The organism is Desulfovibrio biadhensis (assembly GCF_055388615.1).
In genome coordinates this window covers 23,024-44,670 of record NZ_AP042477.1, presented here as the reverse complement: position 1 = coordinate 44,670, position 21,647 = coordinate 23,024, and the positions used below count along the sequence as shown (strand labels likewise).

Here is a 21,647-nt window from a genome sequence, read left to right as displayed (position 1 = left end):
TGATGTTGCGTATACGTTGTGATGGAACGATGTCAGAAAGAAAATCCCCGAAATACGACAGATTCGAGCTTGAACGCGAACTGCGTGAACTGGACGAAAAGCTAGCAGAGCTTTTGGCCCGGCGCGCCCAGATTGCAAGCAAGCTCAGGCCTCAGGCCGCCTCCCAGGTACGACGCAAAAAATGGCAAGAGCTGGAGCGAGATCTCTGGCACATTTGGGAGCGTACCGCCCAGGAGCAGCGCAGTGACGTTCGCTCTTGGAGAAAAATGTTTTCCCTGGTCCAGGAACTCTCCGTAGAGGAGGGGGCAGAGGGGTCCGGCAGAGCCTATGTGCTTGCTCCCAGAAAGGAGCCCGCACAAGTGGATTGTAACGGCCCGACCTGCACCCTGACGGCCAGGCTCTGGGCTGTGCTTGCCGCCCAGTCAAAACAGCCCCTGCATGTGCACAACAAGCTGTTCAACGATCCGGTCATCGAACTGATAAAAGCGTTGAATCAGGCCGGCGCGAGTCTTTATTGGGACGAGCTTGGCATGCACAGCCGCGGAAAAAACTTGGCCACTTTCAGCGATGGCGTGATCTACGCCGGTGAACACAGCCAGAATCTGTTGCTGCTCATGGCCTTGTGCCTGGGGCGCGCCGGTTCGGCGCGTTTCACAGGAGGCGCAGGGCTCAAGCTTGTTGACCTTTCGCCCCTGCGTGGCTTCTTTCCGTTGCTGGGCGCGCGCCTTGCTTTCGTGCACCCGGGGTCAAGCAGTGTGCCGGTTCGTTTTGAGTCTTCCGGCGTTTTGCCTGAAGTCATCAAACTGCCCGATACCTTGCCGGCGCACCTTGCAGCACAGCTGGCCCTGGCGCTTTGCATTGCATCGCCTTCCTATGCCAATGGCCTGCATCTGGAGTGGGGCGCTTCTCATGAAGAGTGCGTTGCCCCTGTCGCTGCCAATGCGGTTTCTCTGCTGCAGGCTTGCGGACTGAACGCCTATGTGGAGACTGGCAAATGTGTGGTGCCGTCTGGAGACTTCCAGCTGCCAGAAAATCCGGAACTGCCTTTGGACCCGTATCTTTCCGCCGCCATTCTCGCCATTCCTGCTTTTGCTGGAGGCAGCGCGGTGTTGCATGGTCGCTGGCCAGGTGATTTGCCGCAATGGAAAGGGGCGCAGAGCTTGCTGCTGTCCGCTGGTCTGGATGTGTCTGCGGAGGCGAACGTCATCCGCAGCATGGCTTCTGAATCCGGCCCCAGGCAGGAAATCGAACTGGCCCTGGCGCAGGAGTTTTTGCCCCTGGCTGTGGCGTTGGCTTCCAAGCAGGCGATTGCCAGCAGACATGCAGCAAGAATCAGACTGCCCTTGGCCGAGGAGCGCGAGCTGGCGCCAAGCGTGGAGATGGCCGCCATGTTAGGCGTAGAGTTGGTCTGGGACGGTGATATTTATACGTTGCGCCAGACGGCCCAGGATATCGCTGCCGACGAGACCTTTGTTGCACCGGACGGCCGTTGGGGTCCTGCAGCGGCGTTGGCTTCTTTCAGCCGGCCGGGATTCAAACTTGCCAACCCCGGAATCATGAGCGAACTGATGCCAGGCTTTTGGAAGTTCTTCAACGGTTTGCCTGATCCGGGGCGTGAAGCTGTGATTCCCAGGGTCGAGCCCAAGAAAGAGGAAGATAATGGCAGAAAAAGCACCCGCAGAAGAATTCGTACCTGACGACATCCCTGCGCTCGAAGATGCGATCAAGGTTTTTGCGAGCCAGCGTGAACAGGTGATGCAGCAAATTCGTGATCTGCGAGCAGCTGAAAGCCGCGATAGCGGGGCACAAAGCGCTCAGGAGATTTTCATGCTGCAGCAGGAAAAGTTACGCCTGGATGCCGAGATCGATTTCCGTGAAAAAAAGATTCGACGGATTCGCTACACTGAAGAAATGAACCATTGTTGATCAGGCAACCTATTCAAGGAGCGACACCAGAATGCCCGAGAACCTGACTCGCAAGATCATTGCCGAGCACCTCGTCCATGGCGAAATGACGCCTGGGCAAGAAATCGGCTTGCGCATAGATCAGACCCTGACCCAGGACGCTACCGGCACCATGGCCTATCTGCAGTTCGAGGCCCTTGGCCTTGACCGTGTGCAGACCGAACTTTCCGTGAGCTATGTAGACCACAACACCATGCAGATGGGATTTCGCAATGCCGAGGACCATCGCTACCTGAGAACTGTTGCAGGCAAATACGGCTTGGTGTTCTCACCTCCGGGCCTGGGCATCTGCCATCAACTTCATCTTGAGAATTTTGCTATTCCGGGCAAAACGCTTATCGGTTCGGACAGCCACACCCCGACAGCAGGGGGCATGGGTGCTCTGGCAATGGGCGCAGGAGGCCTTTCCGTTGCCCTGGCCATGGCTGGCGAACCCTATGTCATCAGCATGCCCAAGGTTATGCGCGTCTGGTTGGATGGGAAACTCAAAAACTGGACTGCCGCCAAAGACGTCATCCTGCAGGTTCTCAGGGAACTGAGCGTGAAGGGCGGCGTGGGGTACGTGCTCGAATACGCCGGACCGGGTGTCGCCACCCTGACTGTGCCCGAACGTGCGACCATCACCAACATGGGTGCTGAGCTGGGCGCAACCACCTCGATTTTCCCCAGTGATGACATGACAAAGTCCTTCTTGCGCACTATGCATCGCGAGCAGGATTTTCGTCCGTTGGAAGCTGACGAGGGTGCAAGCTACGATGCTGAGCTCAAGATCGACCTTTCTGAACTCGAGCCCTTGGCCGCCTGCCCGCATATGCCGGACAAGGTTGTGCCTGTGCGTGAACTGCACGGACTTGCGGTTGACCAGGTCTGCATTGGCTCTTGCACCAACTCGAGCTATTCCGACCTCGCCACTGTTGCCGAGATATTCAAGCAGCGTAATGCTCACGAAGAAGTGGACTTCATGATTGCCCCTGGCTCCAAACTGGTGCTGCGGGTGCTGGCGGAAGAAGGCTACCTGAATCAGCTTTTGGACACGGGTGCGCGTCTTTTGGAATGTGCCTGCGGCCCCTGTATCGGCATGGGCGGCTCCCCTGTAGGCAAAGGGGTGAGCGTCAGGACATTCAACCGCAACTTTGAAGGCCGCAGCGGCACGCAAGACGCGCAGGTGTTTCTTGTCAGTCCCCAGACGGCCGCGCATACGGCGGTTTTTGGCGCGTTTACCGATCCTGAAGAGTGGGGGCAAAATTATCTGCCGCAGCCGGAAATGCCGCGTAACCCACCGCTTCTCTCGCACCTCTTCCAGTACCCGCCTGAACCGGGGACCGACGAGTACGCTGCCGCCAAGGTGGTGCGCGGCGAAAACATCGTGCCCCTCGAGCCTTTCACTGCTCTGCCGGAACGCCTTGAAACAGCAGTGGCCCTGGTTTTGGAAGACGATATCACAACAGACCACATTTTGCCCGCCGGGCCGGCCATCACCGCTTTGCGCTCCAACATCCCGGCCATCAGTGAATACATCTTCAGCAGGGTGGACGAAGGTTTTGTCCCCCGCATCAAAAAGATGGACAGCGGCGTTGTCGTGGCGGGTGAGAACTATGGACAGGGCTCCAGCCGCGAGCACGCGGCCCTTGCGCCAAGGCACCTGGGTGTGCGCGCCGTGCTGGCAAAATCATTTGCCCGCATCCACCGCGCAAACCTGGTGAACTTTGGTATTCTGCCCTTGTTGTTCGAAAACAAGGATGACCACGCCAAGCTGCAGTTGGAGCAAAAGCTGAGCATCCCGGCAGGCGCCATCGAAGCCGGCAAGCCGGTGGACATCACCCTTGAAGACGGCAGCACCATCAGCGTTACAAACGACCTGTCTGCAAAGGAACTGGAAATCATCAAAGCTGGCGGCCTGCTGCAGTACGTCAAGGCCGCCAAGGCGCGCCAGCAGTAAGGCGCAGCTGAAAACGCAGCAAATCGGAGACATCTCCCATGCTCGAATCCATACGCAGAAGCGCCGAATCCTGGGGCGTGAAAATTCTGTTCGGGATCATCATCCTCGTATTTGTTTTCTGGGGTGTTGGTTCTTTTAACGGCAACGAATCAAACGTCGTTGCCATGGTCAATGAACGCCCGATCCTTACGAAGGAGTTTGCCCAAAACGTGGAGCGCGCGACCAATGAGTTGCGTCGTCGCAATCCTGACATGTCTTATGATGACATGAACGCCCTGGGCCTGCGCCGGCAGGTGCTTTCCCAGATGATTACGGACGAGTTGCTGCACGAAGAAGCCGCCAAGATGCATCTGACAGCTTCGCCAGTAGAAGTGGCTGCGCAGATTCGCAACATCCCGGCGTTCCTCGATGATAAGGGGAATTTCGACAAGCAGCGCTACGTGTCCGTGCTTTCCTCTCAGGGCATGACGCCTGCCATGTTTGAAGAAGACGTGCGCAGCGCCATCACCGCTACCAAGTTGCGCCGGTACGTTACCTTGCCCGCAGAAATGAGCGAAGAGGAAGCCAAGGACATCTTTTTGTTCTCAGGTGAGCAACGCTCCCTGGAATACGTCCTGTTTGGCGCTGAAAAGTTTGCAGCCGATATCACTCCGACTGAGGAACAGATTGCGACCTTCTATGAAGAGAACAAGGAAACCTACAAGCTTCCTGAACGTGTCTCCATGGCCTACCTGGACTTCACGCCCGACGCTCTTGCTGCAAGCGTAAAGGTCACGGATGCGGAGATTGAAGCCTACTACAATGCCAACAAGGCCTCCTTCATGCAGGAGGAAGAAGTCAAGGGCCGGCACATCCTCATCCAGGTGCCTGATAATGCAGCGCCTGGTGATGACGATGCCGCAAAGGCGAAGATTGAAGACATCATCAAACAGGTCCAGGAAGGTGCAGATTTCGCCGAACTGGCCAAGCAGTTCTCGCAGGACCCCACTGCCGCCAATGGGGGCGAGTTGGGCTGGGTTCCCCGCGGCATCATGGTTGAGAACTTTGAAGACGCGTTGTTTTCTACTGAGCCCGGCAAGATGAGTGAGCCTGTGCGTACGCCTTTTGGCTGGCATGTCATCCTTGTGGAGGATCACAAGCAAGAGCGCCCGGAAACTCTGGAAGAAGCCTCTGAAGAGATCCGCAAGACCGTTGCCAAGAACAAGGCCTCGGATACGCTGACCGACAAGCTCGACCAGGGGTTGGAGATGATCATTAGCGGCGTCTCCATGGAAAAGATAGCCAGGGAACTTGGGGTAGAGCTGAAGAAGTCCAAGCTCATGTCTCGTAGTGAGTATGCAGCCGAACTCGGTCTCGATGAAATCTCCCAGGATCGTCTTTTTGGGCTTACAGAGGGCGAGCCCTCAGATTCGCCCCTTGCTGTAAAAGATGGATACCTCCTTGCGGAAGTGCTGGAGAAAAAGCCGGCCGAATACCAGACACTGGAACAAGTACGCTCTGAAGTGGTCGAGGGTGCTACCCGCAAGCTGGCTTTGGAGCAGGCCAAAGAGGCGGCTGACGCGTTTCAGGCCAAGATCAAGGATGGCGATCAGGCTGCAGCTTCGCAGGAAGAAATGCAGACAACCCCTCCTTTTGGGAGACAAGGCTTTATCCAAGGGCTGGGCGCCAACGCTGAAATGGCCAAGGAAGCCTTTTCCACGCCTAAAGGACAGTGGCTTGGGGCGCCCTACGCCATTGGTGACGGCTATATTGTAGCCAAGGTGGCGGATGTTGTTCCCCCCGATAATGAAGTTTGGGAACAGAATAAAGGGGAATGGCTCACTGGATTGCGCCAGGGACGCCAGGATGAATTGTTTCAAGCCTTTGTTGCCACCTTGCATAAAGGGGCAACGATTGAGATCAAGAATGAGGCTATATTGAAATAAATTCCTCAGGGAATGTTGAAGAATACTCAAAAAGGGGGTGCTTTTGCGCTCCCTTTTTTTTTGGGTAAACTTCACGCACGTTTGAGTTTGAGGATGAAACGTAAATTGCCCGCGTACTCGGCTTCGAGTTTGCCCCCGTGCAGCTTGGCGATGCGACTGGCGAGCGAGAGGCCAAGGCCTATTCCCGGGTAGTTCCTCTTGGCTTCTGGGCCGCGATAGAACGGTTGAAAAAGCCTGTTGATATCACCTGGGTTTATGTCACTGGCGGTTTGTGACAACGTGAGGCGCAGATGCTTTTTTTGGGTTGTTCCTTCGATAAACATCTTCGCATTGTTTCTGCTGAATTTCTTTGTATTGTGGAAAATATGAAAGAATAGCTCTGGCAGGCACTTTGCGTTCCCAAGTATTGTTTCACAACTATTCTGCGGCAATGAGCACACGGCATTGAACGATTTGTCCGTAAAGTGTGCGTGCAGCATGTGCTCTGCCCTGCCGATTGCATGCTCTAGTGAAATGGGCTCCAGTTGTAACGCAGCATCGTATGCTCCAAGTGTTGCATAGGCTTCCAGTTGCGAGATTACGTAATGCATGCGGACATTTGCCTCGCGTTCATCTTCAAGAGGCGTCCCTCCTTTGATGCTGGAGGTCATGAGACTTTCCAATGAAATGCCCTGGCGTTTCAGCCATTGTTTCTGTTCCCGACAGATTATGCTGCATGCTGTGCTCATGTGGTTTTCAATGGCGTTAATTTCGAGACTGTCCTGGAATACGAACATGAAACCGCCATGAACAAGCGGCAGCACCTTGATTTTTACGGTGCGCGCTTCCGGATGGGCAGGGTGCCCTACACCCAGGTCCGGATACGTAAAGACACCCCGGCGCTCATCTTCCAAACCGATAAGCGAGTTGACAAAAAGAGTGAATTTATGAGCGTTTATGGCTTTTGTGATGTGCAGTGTCGCCGCTTCATATTGTTTGGGGGAAATGGCAAAGAGCTTTCTGAACCCAAGGTTTGTTTGCTGGAGGGCAAAAACCGAGTCTGTGAACGCAATGGCTGCTGGTTTACTTTTTAAAACAAGCTGCAACCGTTCATGTTCCGCACCGGTGTCAAAGCCCCATTTACCGTATGTTGAAATGTTATTTTTCATAATTTTCAGCTTGTTATTGTGTTTTTGTGTGGGCATCGCAGCCGTTGACATAATCTTAATGAAGTGTTTTGGAATGGAATATAATATCGATTAACTGTTATATAATATATACATTTAATACTGATATACTGTCAAGCTTGTCCTTAGGGATATTTGGCTATGTCGTTGAAATGTTATCCACATATATTAGTGAAAGATATTTAATTGTCAGATTTATATAGGTATCTTTTTCCAGGATAGCATTCTGAAAGTTTTGAGTAAAGGGGAATCCTTGCATATATGTTTGAATGTGCGCTATTGTTATATAGAATTATTGTTAAATTTGTTTGTAAAAGCTAATATTCTATAAATGATTTTGTTTAGCGTTTTCTGCTGTATCTGATTCGGTGGTTCACGAAGTTCGCTCCCTTAGATGAAAGTCTCGCTATTTCGGACGGGTAGTATTCGAGCTCTTATGGTTTACTGCAAATGGAAGCTGGCCGAACGTGCGTGCACGTATTTGGCGCACAAAAAAAATTGCAGCAATTTTCAAAAAAAATCGGACCGACAGTGAGAGAAGTAGGGGCGCCTTGACGCGCCCGCAGCTTGAGGGGAAAGTTGCGGAAATTTACCGCGAAGGGTTTCAGGCAGACATGAAAGAGATAGAACAGAATAAACGGACCAAGGCGTGTATTTTATGTGGCAGATGCCTTGAAGTGTGTCCACTTTTCAGGGCCACCGACTGTGAGGAGTTGAGTCCCCGCGCCAAGCATCAATTATCTGCAGGACTCAACCAAGGTGTGCTGCAAGCCCCATCCGCCAAGGATCTGGCTGCATTATGCTTGGGATGCGGCCGGTGTGAAAGTGCATGCCCTCAAGGGCTTTGTGTGCCCGAGGTGGTGTCAGAACTCCGTAATGCGCATCCGGGCATGCAGGAGTGGCTTTGGAATATCTGGATGGGCGCCGGTAAGGCGTTTTGGCCAGCGCTTTCCAGGCTGGGCGCTATTGCCCCTTCCTGGATGCCAGGAGAGGCCAGGGCAAAAAGTTTGGAAGCCATGCGCTCAGGAAATGACATCGTCCCTTGGATTTTTTTGGAAGGGCCGCCCTCGGTTGACTCTTCCGGGGAAGCGTTTGTGATTTTCCCTGGGTGTCTTGCCAGCACGGTGCGCCCTGAATGGACCAGCACGGCTGCCGCCTTGCTGGGCGCCGTTGGGAAGAATGTGCAGCAAACGCCTGATTGGGCGTGCTGCGGCAGCACGCTGGGGCATGCCGGCCTGCTGGAGCGACAGCGGGAGGCGCGGGAGCAGAACCTGCTCGCCTGGCGTGAGGCTGGCGCTCCTCGTATTGTCGTGTTTTGCGCCACGTGCCGGTGCGGTCTCATGTCCTATGCGTCGGATATGACGCTGCCTTGGTTGCCAGGGGAGCAGCTTGCCTGGCAACGAGCCATCACGCCACTGGCAGAACAATTGTCAGGTGCGCGGTTTCATATTGAAGAGAATGTCGCGCCTGAGCGGGTGCATTATCACCGCCCGTGCCATGGTGGAGGGCAGGGTGGTGGCCATGGAGGCGGCGGTCCGGATTTGGCATTGCTGCGCGAAATGGTTGGAGACCTTTTGCACGCCCCTGATAAAGGGCAATGCTGCGGCATGGGGGGGATTTTTCAATTGGGAGCGCCAAGCCTGTCAAGAACTGTGGCTGACAGATGCTGGGGTGTCTATGCCCCCTTGCCTGGTGAACAACTCCTCACAGCTTGCTCCGGTTGTGTGGTGCAGCTTGCTGCAACAGCGCCGGCAAAGGTCGCTGTGGGGCACTGGTTGGATGCCGTGCGTGTTGCTGATGCGCCATAAGCTAAGCTTTTTGTCATGATTCGATTACGTCTGTGTAATATAAAGGTGTAATGCAACGATTTCACTGCGCCTTACTTGACAAGGCTGGCTTCCGTGGTTTCTATTAATTGGTTGCATACTCGCGCCACTCACTATACCGCAATGTGGCGCAGCGTCGCCGCCGGAATTTCTGCTGCTTGCCATTTTGTTTTGCGGCGCTGGTGTTCCCACTTTTTAAGGAGTGTTCATGATCACTTCCCTGTTCAATAAGGTTGTTCCCTCAAAAAACGAACGTTATCTCAAAAGCTTGAAACCCATGGTCGCGCGTATCAACGACCTGGAAAAAGACGTGCAGGGCCTGCGCGACGAGGACTTTCCCGAACGTATTCGGCAATACCGTACAGAGGTAGAAAACGGTCGTTCAATCGACGATCTGCTACCTGATGTTTTTGCCCTTGTCCGTGAGGCAGGCAAGCGCGCCCTGAATATGCGCCACTTCGACGTGCAGCTCATAGGCGGCATGGTACTGCACCATGGCAAGATCGCTGAAATGAAGACCGGTGAAGGTAAAACCCTGGTGGCAACCTTGCCTGTGGTGCTGAACTCCCTGGAAGGCAAGGGCGTGCATCTGGTCACGGTAAACGACTACCTGGCCCGCCGCGACATGGAGTGGATGAGCAATATCTATTCTTTCCTTGGGTTGACCAGCGGCGTCATCGTCCATGGTCTGGACGAAGTGGAGCGGCGCGAAGCCTATGCTGCAGATGTTACCTACGGCACGAACAACGAGTTCGGCTTTGACTATCTGCGCGATAATATGAAATTTTACAGGAAGGATCTGGTCCAGCGCGATTTTCATTACGCCATTGTGGATGAAGTGGACTCCATCCTTATCGATGAAGCCAGAACGCCACTGATCATTTCCGGCCCTGGAGATACTCCCACCGCTCTGTACGCTCGCATCGACGCACTTATCCCTTCGCTCAAAAAAGAAGAAAACTTCACTGTAGACGAAAAAGCCCGTTCGGTAACGCTGACCGACGAAGGCGTTGCACGCTGTGAAAAACTGCTGCAGATCGATAACCTTTACGATCCCAAGCATATCACGCTGCAACACCACATCATGCAAGGTCTGAAGGCGCACCACCTGTTTACCAAGGATGTGGATTACATCGTCAAGGACGGGCAGGTGGTCATTGTTGACGAATTTACGGGCCGCCTCATGCCGGGGCGCCGTTTTTCGGATGGACTGCACCAGGCCTTGGAGGCCAAGGAAAGCGTGAAGGTCGAGGCTGAAAACCAGACCCTGGCCAGTATCACCTTCCAGAACTTTTTCCGCATGTATGACAAGCTGTCCGGCATGACGGGTACGGCTGATACCGAAGCTGTAGAATTTCGCCAGATATACAATCTGGACGTGTCCGTCATTCCCACGCACAGGCCCATGGTCCGCAAGGACTTTCCCGACGCCATCTACCGCAATCAGGAAGACAAGTATAAAGCCATCGTGCAGGACATCGCCGAGTTGCACAAGAATGGCCAGCCTGTCCTTGTCGGCACCATCTCCATTGAGAAATCGGAACTGATTTCAAAGATGCTGACCAAGTCGCGTGTGCCGCATAATGTGCTCAACGCCAAGCAGCACGAAAAGGAAGCCGAGATCGTTGCCAACGCAGGTGAGCGGGGCAAGGTCACCATTGCCACCAACATGGCAGGCCGCGGTACGGACATCAAACTCGGCGAAGGCGTCATCGACTTGGGCGGCCTCCACATCCTGGGTACGGAACGTCACGAGAGCCGGCGCATTGACAACCAGCTCAGGGGGCGCTCCGGCCGCCAGGGCGACCCGGGGAGCTCGCGCTTTTATCTGGCCCTGGATGATGATTTGTTGCGACTGTTCGGCTCTGACCGTATCGCCAACCTTATGGGGCGTCTCGGCATGGATGACGGGCAGGCCATTGAGAACAGAATGGTTTCCAAGGCCATCGAGAACGCACAGCAACGTGTTGAAAACCATAACTTCGACATACGCAAGCAGCTTCTCGAATATGACGACGTCATGAACCAGCAGCGCGAAGTCATCTATACACTGCGCCGCGAACTCATGACGCTTGATGACCTAGAGCCCTTGCGGGAAGAATATATCGACGATCTCATGGAAGACATCTACGCCCCCTTGGATGACCCCAAAAAGGCGGATGATGAAATCAAGGAAATGGTGCGCAGCCGGCTGGACGAGGTCTTTGCCATTTCCAACAAGCTGCCAGAAGCCAAGACCGAGCTTCCTGATGAGGAGGCGACCCGGGCAGCCCTTGAAACGCATTTTGAAGGGCTGAAGCAGGGCCCCCCTGAGCAATACCAGGAAATATTACGTTTCTTCATGCTCGAGTCCCTGGACCGCAACTGGAAGGAACACCTGCAGAACATGGACCACCTGCGCGACGGCATCGGCCTGCGCGGTTACGGACAAAAGGACCCCAAGCAGGAGTACAAGCGCGAGGGTTTTGAAATTTTCCAGGAGATGATCTACGTCATCAAGGAAAACACCATGCGCAATCTGGCGCGTTTACGGTTGCAAATGGTGGCGGAAGAAGAATTCAAGCATGAAGAAAAGCCCAAAGATCTCAACTATTCGGGCGGTTCTGAAGAGCAGCAGAAAAAGAAGCCGACTCGCCGCTCAGAACCCAAGGTAGGGCGCAATGATCCTTGCCCCTGCGGCAGCGGCAAAAAGTATAAGAAGTGCTGCGGTAAACAGTAGAGTAGGCGCGTATAACCAGGCCACAGGGAGACTCAAGCAGGCTTCTCGTAATCGCCTGGCAGAAAAATAAAAACCGGGAGAAAGCCAAGGCTTTTTCCCGGTTTCTATTTGCTCAAGTAGTTCTAATGCTCCACGGGACTGGAAATCTTCCCGTAGACTATCGATACTCTACTTAAATCAGGCTTGCTGCGGTGAGGATATCGCGCAGGGCTGATTCGTTTTGCGGTTGCAAAGGCACCAGAGGCAGTCGCAGGCTCATTTTCAATTTGCCCATGAGGCCAAGTGCGGTTTTCACCGGCACAGGATTTGTTTCGAGGAACATGCCCCGGCTCAAAGGCGCAAGCTTCAGATGCAGCTCCAAGGCTTTCTTGGTGTCTCCGTCGAAATAGGCCTTGCAAAGGGCGGCCATGTCCGCAGGAACAATGTTTGACACCACGGAAATGACGCCGATGCCACCCACGGAGAGGAGCGGCAGCACTGTGAAGTCGTCACCCGAGAGAACCTGAAAATCAGGGCCGCAAAATTCCACAATTTCTGAAACCTGGCGCAAGTCGGCGCTGGCTTCCTTGACCCCGATAACTTCGGGTATCTCCCGGGCCATGCGCTCAAGCGTCTTGGGCAGCAGGTTCAGGCTGGTGCGGCCAGGTACATTGTAGATGAGCAGCGGCATGGGCGCGGCTTTGGCAATGGCGCGGTAATGTTCGATCAAACCGGCCTGAGACGGTTTGTTGTAATAGGGAGTCACCTGCAGAGAAGCGTCGGCGCCTGCTTTTTTGGCAAAGGTGGTCAGTTCGATTGCCTCGCGGGTGTCATTGCCGCCAGTGCCGGCGATGACGGGTACGCGCCCTTTGACCTGATCGATGCAGATTTCAATGGCACGTTGGTGCTCTTCATGGGAGAGCGTGGCTGATTCGCCAGTTGTGCCCACGGCGACAACGCCGTCAATGCCTTGTTCAATCTGCCATTCGATCAGCGCGCGGTAGGCTTCCTCGTCTATTGCGCCGTCAGAAAATGGCGTGACCAGGGCTGTGTACGCGCCTCTGAATTCCATGATGCCGCCTCCTTGCGTTTGGTCGTGCCAGCGTCCCTTGTCTAGCAGGGGAGGCCAAGCACCGCCGGTTGCAGTGTCCCTGTATATACCTTCACGGCTTTGCCAGTGAGGAATACCTTGCCATTTTCGAGTTCAACTGTAAGTTGCTCGCCCCCTGATGTAGTGACACCAACCTTTTCACCGGTCAAGCCCAGTGCGTTGGCCAGCAGGGAGGCAGCCACGGCGCCGGTGCCGCAGGCATGGGTCTCGCCTTCCACGCCACGTTCGTACGTGCGCAGATAAAGAGAACCTGTGTCCTTGATTTGCGCGATGTTGGCGTTTGTCCCTTTAGGGGCGAAATGCTCATGATACCTGAGCGCCGGGCCAAGACGTTTAATGTCCTGGGTTTTGGCGTCATCCACAAAGATCACGGCATGGGGTACGCCGCTGTCCACGAAATGGACATGCAAAGCGTCGCCTGCCACATCAAGTGCGGTATCAAGCACCATGCCCTGCGGATCGGTCAGCTGTACCCGAACCGTATCAGCGTCAAGGAGTTGCGCACGGATGACACCCGCATCAGTCAAAAAAGAGTGCTTCTCGGGGGCAATACCCAGTTCCACGGCCAGACGGGCAGCACAGCGCGAAGCATTGCCGCACATTTCCGCACGCGAGCCGTCAGCATTGTAAAAATGCCAGCGATAGCTGGGGGAACCTTCCGTCCCCGTGGGCGCTTCCTCAAGAAAAATAAGCCCGTCAGCGCCTACGGAAAAGGCGCGGGGGCAGACGATGCGAGCCCAGGCGGCCATGTGTTCAACAGGCACCTTGTAGCCACGGTTATCGATGAGGGCGAAATCGTTACCGCAACCGTGCATCTTGTGGAAAGTAATATCTTGAATCTGAGACATGACCATCAAGTTCCTCTATGAATTATGAAAACGCCCCGGTCTGCAGAAGAGGGCGGACCGGGGCGTTTGCCGCGGTCACCAGGCATAGTAGCGGTGACCGCGGCTGTTGTCGAATTATTTACCTTCGAAAAGTGACCTGACTTCCTTATCGTCCGGAATGTGGACGTCGAGTTCCACGAAGGTGTCGTTAATGGTTTCAGGTGTTTTCCAGCGGTACCCCGTTTCCTTGGGCATGGCTTTGGCGTCGACCAGGATCATATACTTGCCCTTTGTCAGGGAGCGGACCCAAAAGGTTCTGCCTGCGCCGCCAAGCACGCCGCGCATTCCCGGACCTTTTCCGGCGCCAAGGAGCACATCCAGCACCGGTTTGGCATGTTGTATGAAATAATCTTCGTGCTCACGCCCCCAGGGGCTTACGCCGACCAGGATATCCACCTGGGGGCGCAACGCCTCGGCAGCTGCGATAATAGTATCCACATCCGCCTGGGTCGGTTCAAAGAACTGCGGGGGTACAGGAAATCCCACAATGCCCATTTTCAAGCCGTGAACGTCGACAATCTCGGTGAAAGGCTTATCGCCGAGGGTGCGGAAAGAATCGGGTAAGGGAGCTTTGCCGTATTTTTCAAGCCATGCGTGTTCTTCAGGGGTTATGTAGACCCTGTCGTAGCCCAACATCTTGTAGGCCTTGATGAAGTCCGGAGCGAAAACGAGAGATGGAACGACATCGAACTCGTTGGCCGGCAAGAATTCATAGGGCCCAGCCACAAGAAAAAGCGCCGCATTTTCAGGCGTTTCCTTGCGGAGTTGCTTGAAATACGTAGAACGTCTGGGCAGACCGCCCAGCGTACGCCCGCCTCATGTAGGGCAGGGCTCGTAATTCCCTTTTGTATCAGCGGTGTAGGCGATGCGAAGCTCTAGGGACCGCTTTCCCGTATCTGCAGTCTGTTCTGTGACGGCATTCGCCTGGTTGGCCGAGCAGCCGACCAGAGCGTAAAGCAGCGCCAAAAGCAGCGTCAGGCGCTGCCAACGGCCGTTACTCATTCAAAAACTCCTTAAGTTCCTTTCCGGTACGGAAGAAGGGCAGACGCTTGGGTTGCACTTCTACCAACTCTCCGGATTTTGGGTTGCGTCCAGTGTATCCGCCGTAGTCTTTCATCTTGAAGCTGCCGAAGCCTCGAATCTCCACTCTGTCGCCACTTGCAAGCGCGTCCTTGATGGAGTCGATGAATGTGTTAACCACGAGTGCGGCTTCATCCATGGAAATGTTGCTGTCCTCGGCCAGGGTGGCGATCAGTTCGCTTTTGTTCATGGCAGGTCCCCTTAGGTCAGTGGTCCAACGAAGCGCTGCAATGCCGAGAGGCACTGAAGAGAGTACTTCCTATAACCATGTCAAAAAACGCCGTTTTTCGTCAAGGGCTTTTTTAATATGGAGTTAAAAAAAAGCGTTTTGCTGGGACTTTTTATTCATATTTCATCCGAAAGTTCGGAAAAACGCAGTATCGGCTGCTCCGCAATCACCGGCATCAGCTCTTTTCGCATCCGTTGCAGCTTCAAGGCAATATTGAAAATATCTTGTCCTGCCTTTGACTTAGGTGCAAGTTGCATCAGTGGCTTCTGTTTCCGCACTGCTTCGACAATGGTTTTGTCGTACAAAATGCCGCCCAGAAACTTTAAATCCAGGTTCAGGAACTTGTGGCAGGCAGCCGCCAGCCGTTCAAAGGTGATTTTTTCTTCACGACGGTCTTCAGCCATGTTCACCACAATATGAAAATCCTTCACGTTGTGCTGTGTGGAGAGCACCTTCATCAGGGCGTAACTGTCTGTCAGGGAGGTCGGCTCCGGCGTGACCACAACAATGCGCAGGTGACTCATCATGGCAAAGGACAAAACTGTCGGATTGATGCCGGCTCCAAGGTCGAGGAACAGGTAGTCATAATCCGTAAACAGTGGCGTAAGCTTTTTGAAAAGGCTGTTGCGCAGTTCTTCATCCATGTCGATGAGTTCCGGAACGCCGGACGCGGCAGGCAGGAAGTCAAACCCGTTTTCAGCTAAAGGCAGGGCGACATTGGTCGGGTCCACCGTCTCATCCAGGATATCCTGGAGGTTGTACTCTGGGGCAATTCCCAAAAGCACATCGAGGTTGGCCAGGCCGAGGTCACAGTCCATCAACAGCAGGGAATGATTTCCCTTGTACAGGCAGTATGACAGGTTGAGGGCTACGTTCGTCTTGCCCACGCCGCCTTTGCCGCTCATTACGCATACGCTCAGGGTCTTGTTGGTACTCATGGCAATGCCTGTGGGTTATTTGCTTCCTGTAAAAAGGAACTGTTTTTCCTCAGAGCGCACCATGGTCGAGCGGGGAAGCTCGAGCTCTTTGGGTGCGCGAACCGCGTGCACATTATTCTTGCCACGCTGCTTGGCAACGTACAGAGCCTTGTCCGCCAGTGACATCAGTTCGGCAGGCTTGATGCGCACCTTGGTTCGGGTGCTGGCTATGCCCGCGGAAAAGGTGGCTGTCACCGCCCTGTCCACACCGGTGCAGGAAATGGGAATATGCCGGAACGTCTCCAAAAGTCTGGTCACCATGTCCTCGGCCTTTGAGGGCCCGGCACCGGGAAGGATGAGAGCGAACTCTTCGCCCCCTAATCTGGAAGCCAGGTCGTAGGTGCGCTTGTTCTTGATCATGGTATCGGCAAGGGTGACGAGCACTTCATCACCACATGGGTGGCCATAAGTGTCGTTGATTTTCTTGAAATCGTCCAGGTCCAGAATTGCCAGGCTGAGGTACTGCCCCTGCCGCATGGCGCGTTGCAGTTCCAGCTTCAGGGTGCTCTCGAACCCCCGGCGGTTGCGCAGCTCGGTCAGGGGGTCGTGTTCGGACTGGAAAGACAGGCTCTCCATGCGCTCCTGCAACTGTAGCAGATGGGGGTAAGCCGCTGAATTCACAGGGAGTGCTATCCACTCCTTGAATTCAGGATTTTCGGACAGCTTATTCCATTCTTCCAATGACAAGTCGCGACAAAAGCGGGTTATGGCGACAACAGGAGCGTCGTCACTCCCACTGGAAGGTGACCTGTCATAATCGCGCAGGAGCCGCCCCAGAGTTTCCATTTCTCTGGCAAGCTGCTCTCTGCTCGCGCGGAAGAGTTCGTCAGGCGTTTCTTTGGCCATGGCAGAACAAGAGGTATTCCCTTATGAAGTCGTCCAGACGTCCGTCGAGAACGGCGTCCACATCCCCCACCTCTGCGTTGGTGCGGTGATCCTTGACCAGCCTGTAGGGTTGCAGCGTATAGGTGCGAATCTGACTGCCCCAGGCAATTGCTTCCTTGCCGGCGTATTGTGCCTGGCGCTCTTCTGCGCGTTTTTTCAGCTCGCGCTCCAGCAACCTGGCCTTGAGTATCTTAAGCGCTGTTTCCTTGTTCCGCAGTTGCGATTTTTCATTCTGGCACTGTACCACAAGATTTGTGGGCAGGTGCGTAACGCGTACTGCGGAGCTGGTGGTGTTCACGCTCTGCCCCCCCGGGCCACTGGAGCGGAAAACATCCACGCGCAAATCTTCTTCACGGATCTCGATTTCAATTTCCTCTTCCACCTGGGGGAGCACGTCCACCGAAGCAAAGGAGGTGTGCCGCCTGCCCGAAGAGTCAAAGGGCGAGATGCGAATCAGCCGGTGAATGCCGGCTTCGCTCTTGAGCAGACCATAGGCGTTGAGCCCTTTTATTTCCAGCGTCACGCTCTTGATGCCGGCTTCGTCTCCAGGCAGCAGTTCCATGACGGCGTTTGCAAATCCCTGATCGTCAGCCCAGCGGCGGTACATGCGCAGAAGCATTTCAGCCCAATCCTGGGCCTCCGTGCCGCCAGCGCCAGGATGGATTTCCAGGATGGCCGATGCCTTGTCCTCTGGCTCGCTGAGCAGCATGCGCAATTCAGCGATTTCCAGCTTGTTCTCCAGAACCTTGATCTGCTCCCCGAGGGTTTGCAGCACATCATCGGTCGGTTCCTCTTTGGCCATCTCCAGCCAGTCGTCAAGATCTCCCTTGGCTTTGAGCAGGTCTTCGAGCCGCTCGACATGGTCGCCTAAATGACTTTTTTCCTGCAGCACCGGGGTCAGTTTTTCAGGGTTGTCCCAGGCGCCGGGTTCCGAAAGAATCTTTTCTATTTCACCGAGTCGTTTTTTGTTGGCGTCGAGGTCAAAGACGCCTCCAAAGACTCTCAAATTGCTCAAATAAGGGTGCAGCTTGTGCTTTCAAGTCAGAAAACTGCAAATCAGCCATCTCAATATACTCGCTTATTGGTGGATTTGTCCCGCGGCAGGCGCGGGGCGTTTCAGAATAAGCCCGATCACCAGCAGCAGCAGCGCTGTGATGCACAGCACAGGGGCCACGTACTTTTGAATGCGGTGAAAGGGTGTCTTGTAAGTGTACAGGCCTACTTCCGCTGCTGCCGCTCGGGGGGTAAACAAGCCAATTTCCGCCAAAATACGCCCCTGTGGACCGATAATGGCGGAGAGCCCCGTGTTCGTGGCACGGACCATACTGCGCCCTTGTTCGATGCAACGCAAGAGCGCAAGCGACAGATGTTGCGCTGCTGCTGACGATCTGCCGTACCAGGCGTCGTTGCTGATGTTGACAAGGACGTTGGCCCCTTGTTCCACGCGCTTTTGCGCCAACTCGGGGAATATTGCTTCGTAGCAGATGAGCACGCCCAAAGCAAGACGGTTCAACATTAGCGGCTCTATGCGTTTGCCGGGAGCAAAGTCACCGCTGCCCGGAACGAGCTTGTTCAGGAAAGGAAGCAGATTCTGCAGGGGAACATATTCTCCGAAGGGTACAAGATGTTCCTTTTCATAGAACCCGGTCGTCTCACCGGAAGTGTTCAACAGAAAAGCTCTGTTGAAAAGCAGATAATCGCGGCCTTCAAGTTTTTCAAAGCCAGGAGCCCCCAGCAGTACGGGAAGATTCAGATCCCGCGCCATCCGGCGTACAGAGGCGGAAAGCGTCCCCGCTTCCTGAAAATAGAAGGGCATGGCTGTTTCAGGCCAAACCACGAGGTCCAGGCGTCGCGGGGTTTGTTCCAGAGCAAGGGAAGAAGACATGGTGGTGTAGCGCTCCACCGTGCCTTGCTTGAAATTGTCATCCCATTTCACGCCCTGGTCAATGTTGCCCTGCACCATGCCGATATTGGCCGTGTCCACAGGCTGGGGCGGATTGTTCAGGGCATGTCGGCCGTAAAAGAATGGCGCGGCAAGCACAAGAACTGCCAGAATAAGAGGGATGCCTTTCACCCCGCCGGGGAGAACACAGCGTGCAAGCAAGACGGCGCCCATGGCCAGCCATGCTGCCATGCCGTAGCCCCCGACCAGGGCAACGCCCTGCACCGCAATGGGCCAGAAGGAAAACGCCGATGCCAGCCCCAGCCAGGGAAATCCAGTGAACAGCCAGCTCCTGACCCATTCCAGAGCGCCCCATAACAGCGCGGTGAACAGGGCCTGGGCAAACCAGTGCAGGCGTCCTTCCGTACTGGCGACAAGGAGTGTGAAAACGCCCGCATAGAGTCCCAGGACCAGGCCAAGCAGGATGGGACAAGGCGCTGCCAATATCCAGGGCAGAAAAGCATAGTTGTGTACTGGTAGAGAAACCCAGTAGATACAGACACCGTAGGCCAGGGTGCCAGCGAACCAGCCAAGCTTGAAGGCGCGTTTCGGGCTGCCTGCTGTTCCGGCAATGACGGCAAGGCCAGCGGGAAAGAGCAGCACAGCGGGGGGCAAATGCAGCCAGGGGTTGGGAAAACCGAACCAGGCGCCGGCCACTGTCAGCAAAATGGGCCCCAACATGGGGAGCAGGGAGGAAAAAGAGAGAAAGGGCACTGTTATCGTTAATCTAGCTTGGTTTATGAATCAGTATCCAGCGAATTTGCTTGGCGTCGGCCTCTTTCACGGTGAAGCGGTGTCCTGCCAGGGAAAAGTTCTCGCCAACGGAGGGCACTCTGCCTGCAAGCTCGCAAAGGTAGCCGCCAACGGTCTCAACCTGTTCGGAGTCGAGTTTCATTTCCAGAAAATCTTCCAGTTCTTCCAAGGGCGTGCGGCCCGAGACAAGAACATCTTTGTTTTCCAGCACCCGAATGTCAGCAGGACGCGGCGTATCGTATTCATCCTCGATCTCGCCAACGATCTCTTCCAGCACGTCCTCGAAGGTGACGAGGCCGGACGTGCCGCCGTATTCGTCCAGGGCAATGGCCATGTGCACGCGCTGGGTCTTGAATTCCTGCAGTAAATCGCGCACGACCTTGGTTTCCGGGATATAAAACGTTGGGCGCATTATCTCGGAAACACTGATTTTGCCGGGCTCGTTTTCCAGCAACGCCTTCAGCAAATCCTTGGCGTGGACAATACCGATGATATTGTCCTTGGTGTTGCGGAATATAGGCAGCCGAGAGTGGCCGCTTTCTATGAGCAGCTGGGCGATGTCTTCCACATCGTCATCCACTTCGGCGCATACGATGTCTGTCCGCGGGATGATGATGTCTTCGACCAGTTTTCTGCCAAGTCTGATGACATTGAGCAACATGGCGACTTCGTCGCCCTTGATTTCGCCATCTTCCTGGGCGTCGTGAATGGCTTCTTCAATGGACTGATCGTGTCTGCCGCCGAAAATTTTGGAGAAAAAGGGTCGTATCCAACTCTCCGATGATTCGTCCAACGCAGCGTCTCCTTGGCTTGGGCGATATGGTCTTCATTTCTTGGCGGCGTGATACGCACGGTAGACAAGACACGCGCACCGCCACCCTTTTATACGCTACAAAAACCTTTTCAAAAACGCACAGCATCCATTGTAAAACCGATGGGGTGCTGTGTCCATATCTCGCGATTATACAATGCCTTTGTCTCTGTAAAGTTCCAAATGCCGTTTCATTATCCAACTGCCTAAAAGTTCAATGCCGTCCTGCTCGATTTCACGCCAGTCCACACTGACGACGCCATCCTCTTCTTCCTTACGGGGGCGCCCCCAGGCAATGAATTGCAATCCGTACTCGGCGTTGCGGGTCTCAAAATCCTCATATACGTGCTGCACCCGTGATTGCAGCCAGAAGCGACGTTTGCGCGAAACTTCCGGATCGTACAAATCAAGCACGATGTACAACCTGTCGGCGATGCTCAGGCTCAGGTTGCTATTTTTAAGGGCGCTTCGCGTGATCAAAAGACGCATGCCGCCGGCGGAGACATCCTCCACCATCACCGGGTTTGCGGCCCTGTCCGGCTGGTGCAACAAATGGGGGCGCCCCCAACGGTTGACTTCCGCGGGTTTGGGCGAGCCTTTGTCGTGCCATACAGCCAGGCCGAGCAGATATTGCGCCGGCGGCTCCAAACGCAGGAACGAGCGTTTTTGTTGCAGTTCCAGCTTGTCAGGAAATTCCGTGATGATTGTATTCAAATCATTTGGCAGTTTCTTGACGCCGACGACTGTTGACGTAAGTCGATAGTAAATATGCTGTTTGTTGTCGCCTTTGATGCGAAAATAAAATTCTGCGGACCGGTCCAGCCAGCGTTTTGTCACAGAGGCGCCGGATCCCACTTCAAACGTCAGGCCAGAGGGTTTGATTTCCAGCAGTGTGCACACGGCCACTGGCCGGGCGTATTCTGAAGGAAGAAATTTCATTTCAAATTTGCTGCGCTCGGCCACGGCGTACTGCAGAATGTTCAGGATGTCTTTTTTTCTGACAACCCAATAGGCGGGCAGCCCCTTCAGGCGCATTTTGGAGTAGAGGGGTTCCAGCATTTTGGCCAGAAGGAACACCGCCCCAACCAGGGCAAAGACAATGATGATGTAAGCGAACAACTCGCCGCTTATACCCACTGAGTTGAAGCCGCCTTTGACGCCTTCAAGGAAGTCCTTGTCATAGGATGTGGCCGCCACATTTTTGGTGGGCAAGGCCGGCAGGTCCCTGAGCAGGGTCTGGAGTGTTCCGGTACTGAATATGGAAGTGTCTGGCATGGCTCGCTACCGTCGGCAAGGTGTCCAAATTCTGGCAAATGAAAAGGGCCCTCAGACAGTATGCAGATTGCGTGCCTCGTACAGGGGACGGCGGAGAACATGTAGTTGAGGCCGCGCAGGGTGTATGTATCCCATCACGCAGCAAAATGCACGTTGTGCTCTGCCCCGCAGCATAATC

General features: G+C 54.7%; 18 protein-coding genes and 1 pseudogene. 7 read left to right on the top strand and 12 right to left on the bottom strand.

Annotated features, from left to right (window positions below; genetic code table 11):
- Window positions 1–29 precede the first annotated feature (29 nt).
- Genes ACZ5EH_RS00195 through ACZ5EH_RS00180 form a run of 4 tightly spaced genes read left to right on the top strand, consistent with a single transcriptional unit; the run spans window position 30 to window position 5,829 of the window.
- Window positions 30–1,697 (top strand): hypothetical protein, encoded by a 1,668-nt coding sequence (locus tag ACZ5EH_RS00195; RefSeq protein WP_464276125.1) that lies wholly within the window; start codon window positions 30–32, stop codon window positions 1,695–1,697.
- On the top strand, window positions 1,660–1,926 hold the full coding sequence (locus ACZ5EH_RS00190) for a hypothetical protein (protein ID WP_464276124.1): 267 nt from the start codon (window positions 1,660–1,662) through the stop codon (window positions 1,924–1,926). Before ACZ5EH_RS00195 ends, ACZ5EH_RS00190 begins: the two co-directional genes overlap by 38 nt.
- A 31-nt stretch (window positions 1,927–1,957) precedes the next feature.
- Entirely contained in the window at window positions 1,958–3,904 is a 1,947-nt protein-coding gene (locus ACZ5EH_RS00185) for an aconitate hydratase (RefSeq protein WP_464276123.1), read from the top strand.
- A gap of 38 nt (window positions 3,905–3,942) precedes the next feature.
- Complete coding sequence (locus ACZ5EH_RS00180) at window positions 3,943–5,829, top strand: SurA N-terminal domain-containing protein (protein WP_464276122.1); 1,887 nt, start codon at window positions 3,943–3,945, stop codon at window positions 5,827–5,829.
- 71 nt (window positions 5,830–5,900) lie between these two features.
- Here the strand turns inward: ACZ5EH_RS00180 and ACZ5EH_RS00175 are convergent, their stop codons facing one another.
- Entirely contained in the window at window positions 5,901–6,977 is a 1,077-nt protein-coding gene (locus tag ACZ5EH_RS00175; protein ID WP_464276121.1) for a sensor histidine kinase, read from the bottom strand.
- 632 nt (window positions 6,978–7,609) lie between these two features.
- Between ACZ5EH_RS00175 and ACZ5EH_RS00170 the strand changes: the two are divergent.
- From ACZ5EH_RS00170 to secA, 3 genes and pseudogenes are all read left to right on the top strand, one after another.
- Window positions 7,610–7,828 (top strand): annotated as a pseudogene (locus tag ACZ5EH_RS00170) (4Fe-4S dicluster domain-containing protein); the annotation flags it as partial.
- 15 nt (window positions 7,829–7,843) lie between these two features.
- Entirely contained in the window at window positions 7,844–8,803 is a 960-nt protein-coding gene (locus tag ACZ5EH_RS00165) for a heterodisulfide reductase-related iron-sulfur binding cluster (RefSeq protein WP_464278352.1), read from the top strand.
- 226 nt (window positions 8,804–9,029) lie between these two features.
- Window positions 9,030–11,540, top strand: coding sequence for a preprotein translocase subunit SecA (secA, locus tag ACZ5EH_RS00160; protein ID WP_464276120.1), 2,511 nt, complete (start codon window positions 9,030–9,032; stop codon window positions 11,538–11,540).
- A 172-nt stretch (window positions 11,541–11,712) separates the two neighbouring features.
- On the opposite strand, the gene dapA is transcribed toward secA, so the two are convergent.
- From dapA to ACZ5EH_RS00105, 11 genes are all read right to left on the bottom strand, one after another.
- Window positions 11,713–12,591, bottom strand: a complete 879-nt coding sequence (gene dapA / locus ACZ5EH_RS00155) for a 4-hydroxy-tetrahydrodipicolinate synthase (protein WP_464276119.1) — start codon at window positions 12,589–12,591, stop codon at window positions 11,713–11,715.
- A gap of 41 nt (window positions 12,592–12,632) precedes the next feature.
- Complete coding sequence (dapF, locus tag ACZ5EH_RS00150) at window positions 12,633–13,478, bottom strand: diaminopimelate epimerase (RefSeq protein WP_464276118.1); 846 nt, start codon at window positions 13,476–13,478, stop codon at window positions 12,633–12,635.
- Window positions 13,479–13,592: 114 nt separating this feature from the next.
- On the bottom strand, window positions 13,593–14,321 hold the full coding sequence (locus tag ACZ5EH_RS00145; RefSeq protein WP_464278351.1) for a UshA-like (seleno)protein family 2: 729 nt from the start codon (window positions 14,319–14,321) through the stop codon (window positions 13,593–13,595).
- Window positions 14,322–14,333: 12 nt separating this feature from the next.
- Window positions 14,334–14,519 carry a hypothetical protein gene (locus ACZ5EH_RS00140; protein WP_464276117.1) on the bottom strand — a complete coding sequence of 62 codons (186 nt, stop codon included), beginning with the start codon at window positions 14,517–14,519 and terminating at the stop codon, window positions 14,334–14,336.
- On the bottom strand, window positions 14,512–14,787 hold the full coding sequence (locus ACZ5EH_RS00135) for an HU family DNA-binding protein (RefSeq protein ID WP_464276116.1): 276 nt from the start codon (window positions 14,785–14,787) through the stop codon (window positions 14,512–14,514). The genes ACZ5EH_RS00140 and ACZ5EH_RS00135 overlap by 8 nt, the downstream gene beginning before the upstream one ends.
- Before the next feature lie 155 nt (window positions 14,788–14,942).
- The gene (locus ACZ5EH_RS00130) at window positions 14,943–15,764 is read right to left on the bottom strand and encodes a MinD/ParA family protein (RefSeq protein WP_464276115.1); all 822 of its coding nucleotides are present in this window, start codon (window positions 15,762–15,764) and stop codon (window positions 14,943–14,945) included.
- A gap of 15 nt (window positions 15,765–15,779) precedes the next feature.
- Window positions 15,780–16,649 (bottom strand): GGDEF domain-containing protein, encoded by an 870-nt coding sequence (locus ACZ5EH_RS00125; protein ID WP_464276114.1) that lies wholly within the window; start codon window positions 16,647–16,649, stop codon window positions 15,780–15,782.
- Window positions 16,630–17,752, bottom strand: a protein-coding gene (gene prfB / locus ACZ5EH_RS00120; protein ID WP_464276113.1) for a peptide chain release factor 2 whose coding sequence is annotated in 2 segments (ribosomal slippage) — window positions 16,630–17,670 and window positions 17,672–17,752 — 1,122 coding nt in all. Because the reading frame shifts where the segments join, the coding sequence is not laid out codon by codon here. Before prfB ends, ACZ5EH_RS00125 begins: the two co-directional genes overlap by 20 nt.
- A gap of 14 nt (window positions 17,753–17,766) precedes the next feature.
- Window positions 17,767–19,344, bottom strand: a complete 1,578-nt coding sequence (gene lnt, locus ACZ5EH_RS00115) for an apolipoprotein N-acyltransferase (protein ID WP_464276112.1) — start codon at window positions 19,342–19,344, stop codon at window positions 17,767–17,769.
- 13 nt (window positions 19,345–19,357) lie between these two features.
- On the bottom strand, window positions 19,358–20,176 hold the full coding sequence (locus tag ACZ5EH_RS00110; protein ID WP_464276111.1) for a hemolysin family protein: 819 nt from the start codon (window positions 20,174–20,176) through the stop codon (window positions 19,358–19,360).
- A 168-nt stretch (window positions 20,177–20,344) separates the two neighbouring features.
- Complete coding sequence (locus ACZ5EH_RS00105) at window positions 20,345–21,469, bottom strand: PilZ domain-containing protein (protein ID WP_464276110.1); 1,125 nt, start codon at window positions 21,467–21,469, stop codon at window positions 20,345–20,347.
- Between the last annotated feature and the right edge of the window lie 178 nt (window positions 21,470–21,647).

Excerpts from the sequence above, each read along its gene's own strand:
- ACZ5EH_RS00195 (WP_464276125.1), top strand. The coding sequence starts at position 30 with ATGTCAGAAAGAAAATCCCCGAAATACGACAGATTCGAGCTTGAACGC.
- ACZ5EH_RS00190 (WP_464276124.1), top strand. The coding sequence starts at position 1,660 with ATGGCAGAAAAAGCACCCGCAGAAGAATTCGTACCTGACGACATCCCT.
- ACZ5EH_RS00185 (WP_464276123.1), top strand. The coding sequence starts at position 1,958 with ATGCCCGAGAACCTGACTCGCAAGATCATTGCCGAGCACCTCGTCCAT.
- ACZ5EH_RS00180 (WP_464276122.1), top strand. The coding sequence starts at position 3,943 with ATGCTCGAATCCATACGCAGAAGCGCCGAATCCTGGGGCGTGAAAATT.
- ACZ5EH_RS00175 (WP_464276121.1), bottom strand. The coding sequence starts at position 6,977 with ATGAAAAATAACATTTCAACATACGGTAAATGGGGCTTTGACACCGGT.
- secA (WP_464276120.1), top strand. The coding sequence starts at position 9,030 with ATGATCACTTCCCTGTTCAATAAGGTTGTTCCCTCAAAAAACGAACGT.
- dapA (WP_464276119.1), bottom strand. The coding sequence starts at position 12,591 with ATGGAATTCAGAGGCGCGTACACAGCCCTGGTCACGCCATTTTCTGAC.
- dapF (WP_464276118.1), bottom strand. The coding sequence starts at position 13,478 with ATGTCTCAGATTCAAGATATTACTTTCCACAAGATGCACGGTTGCGGT.
- ACZ5EH_RS00140 (WP_464276117.1), bottom strand. The coding sequence starts at position 14,519 with ATGAGTAACGGCCGTTGGCAGCGCCTGACGCTGCTTTTGGCGCTGCTT.
- ACZ5EH_RS00135 (WP_464276116.1), bottom strand. The coding sequence starts at position 14,787 with ATGAACAAAAGCGAACTGATCGCCACCCTGGCCGAGGACAGCAACATT.
- ACZ5EH_RS00130 (WP_464276115.1), bottom strand. The coding sequence starts at position 15,764 with ATGAGTACCAACAAGACCCTGAGCGTATGCGTAATGAGCGGCAAAGGC.
- ACZ5EH_RS00125 (WP_464276114.1), bottom strand. The coding sequence starts at position 16,649 with ATGGCCAAAGAAACGCCTGACGAACTCTTCCGCGCGAGCAGAGAGCAG.
- ACZ5EH_RS00105 (WP_464276110.1), bottom strand. The coding sequence starts at position 21,469 with ATGCCAGACACTTCCATATTCAGTACCGGAACACTCCAGACCCTGCTC.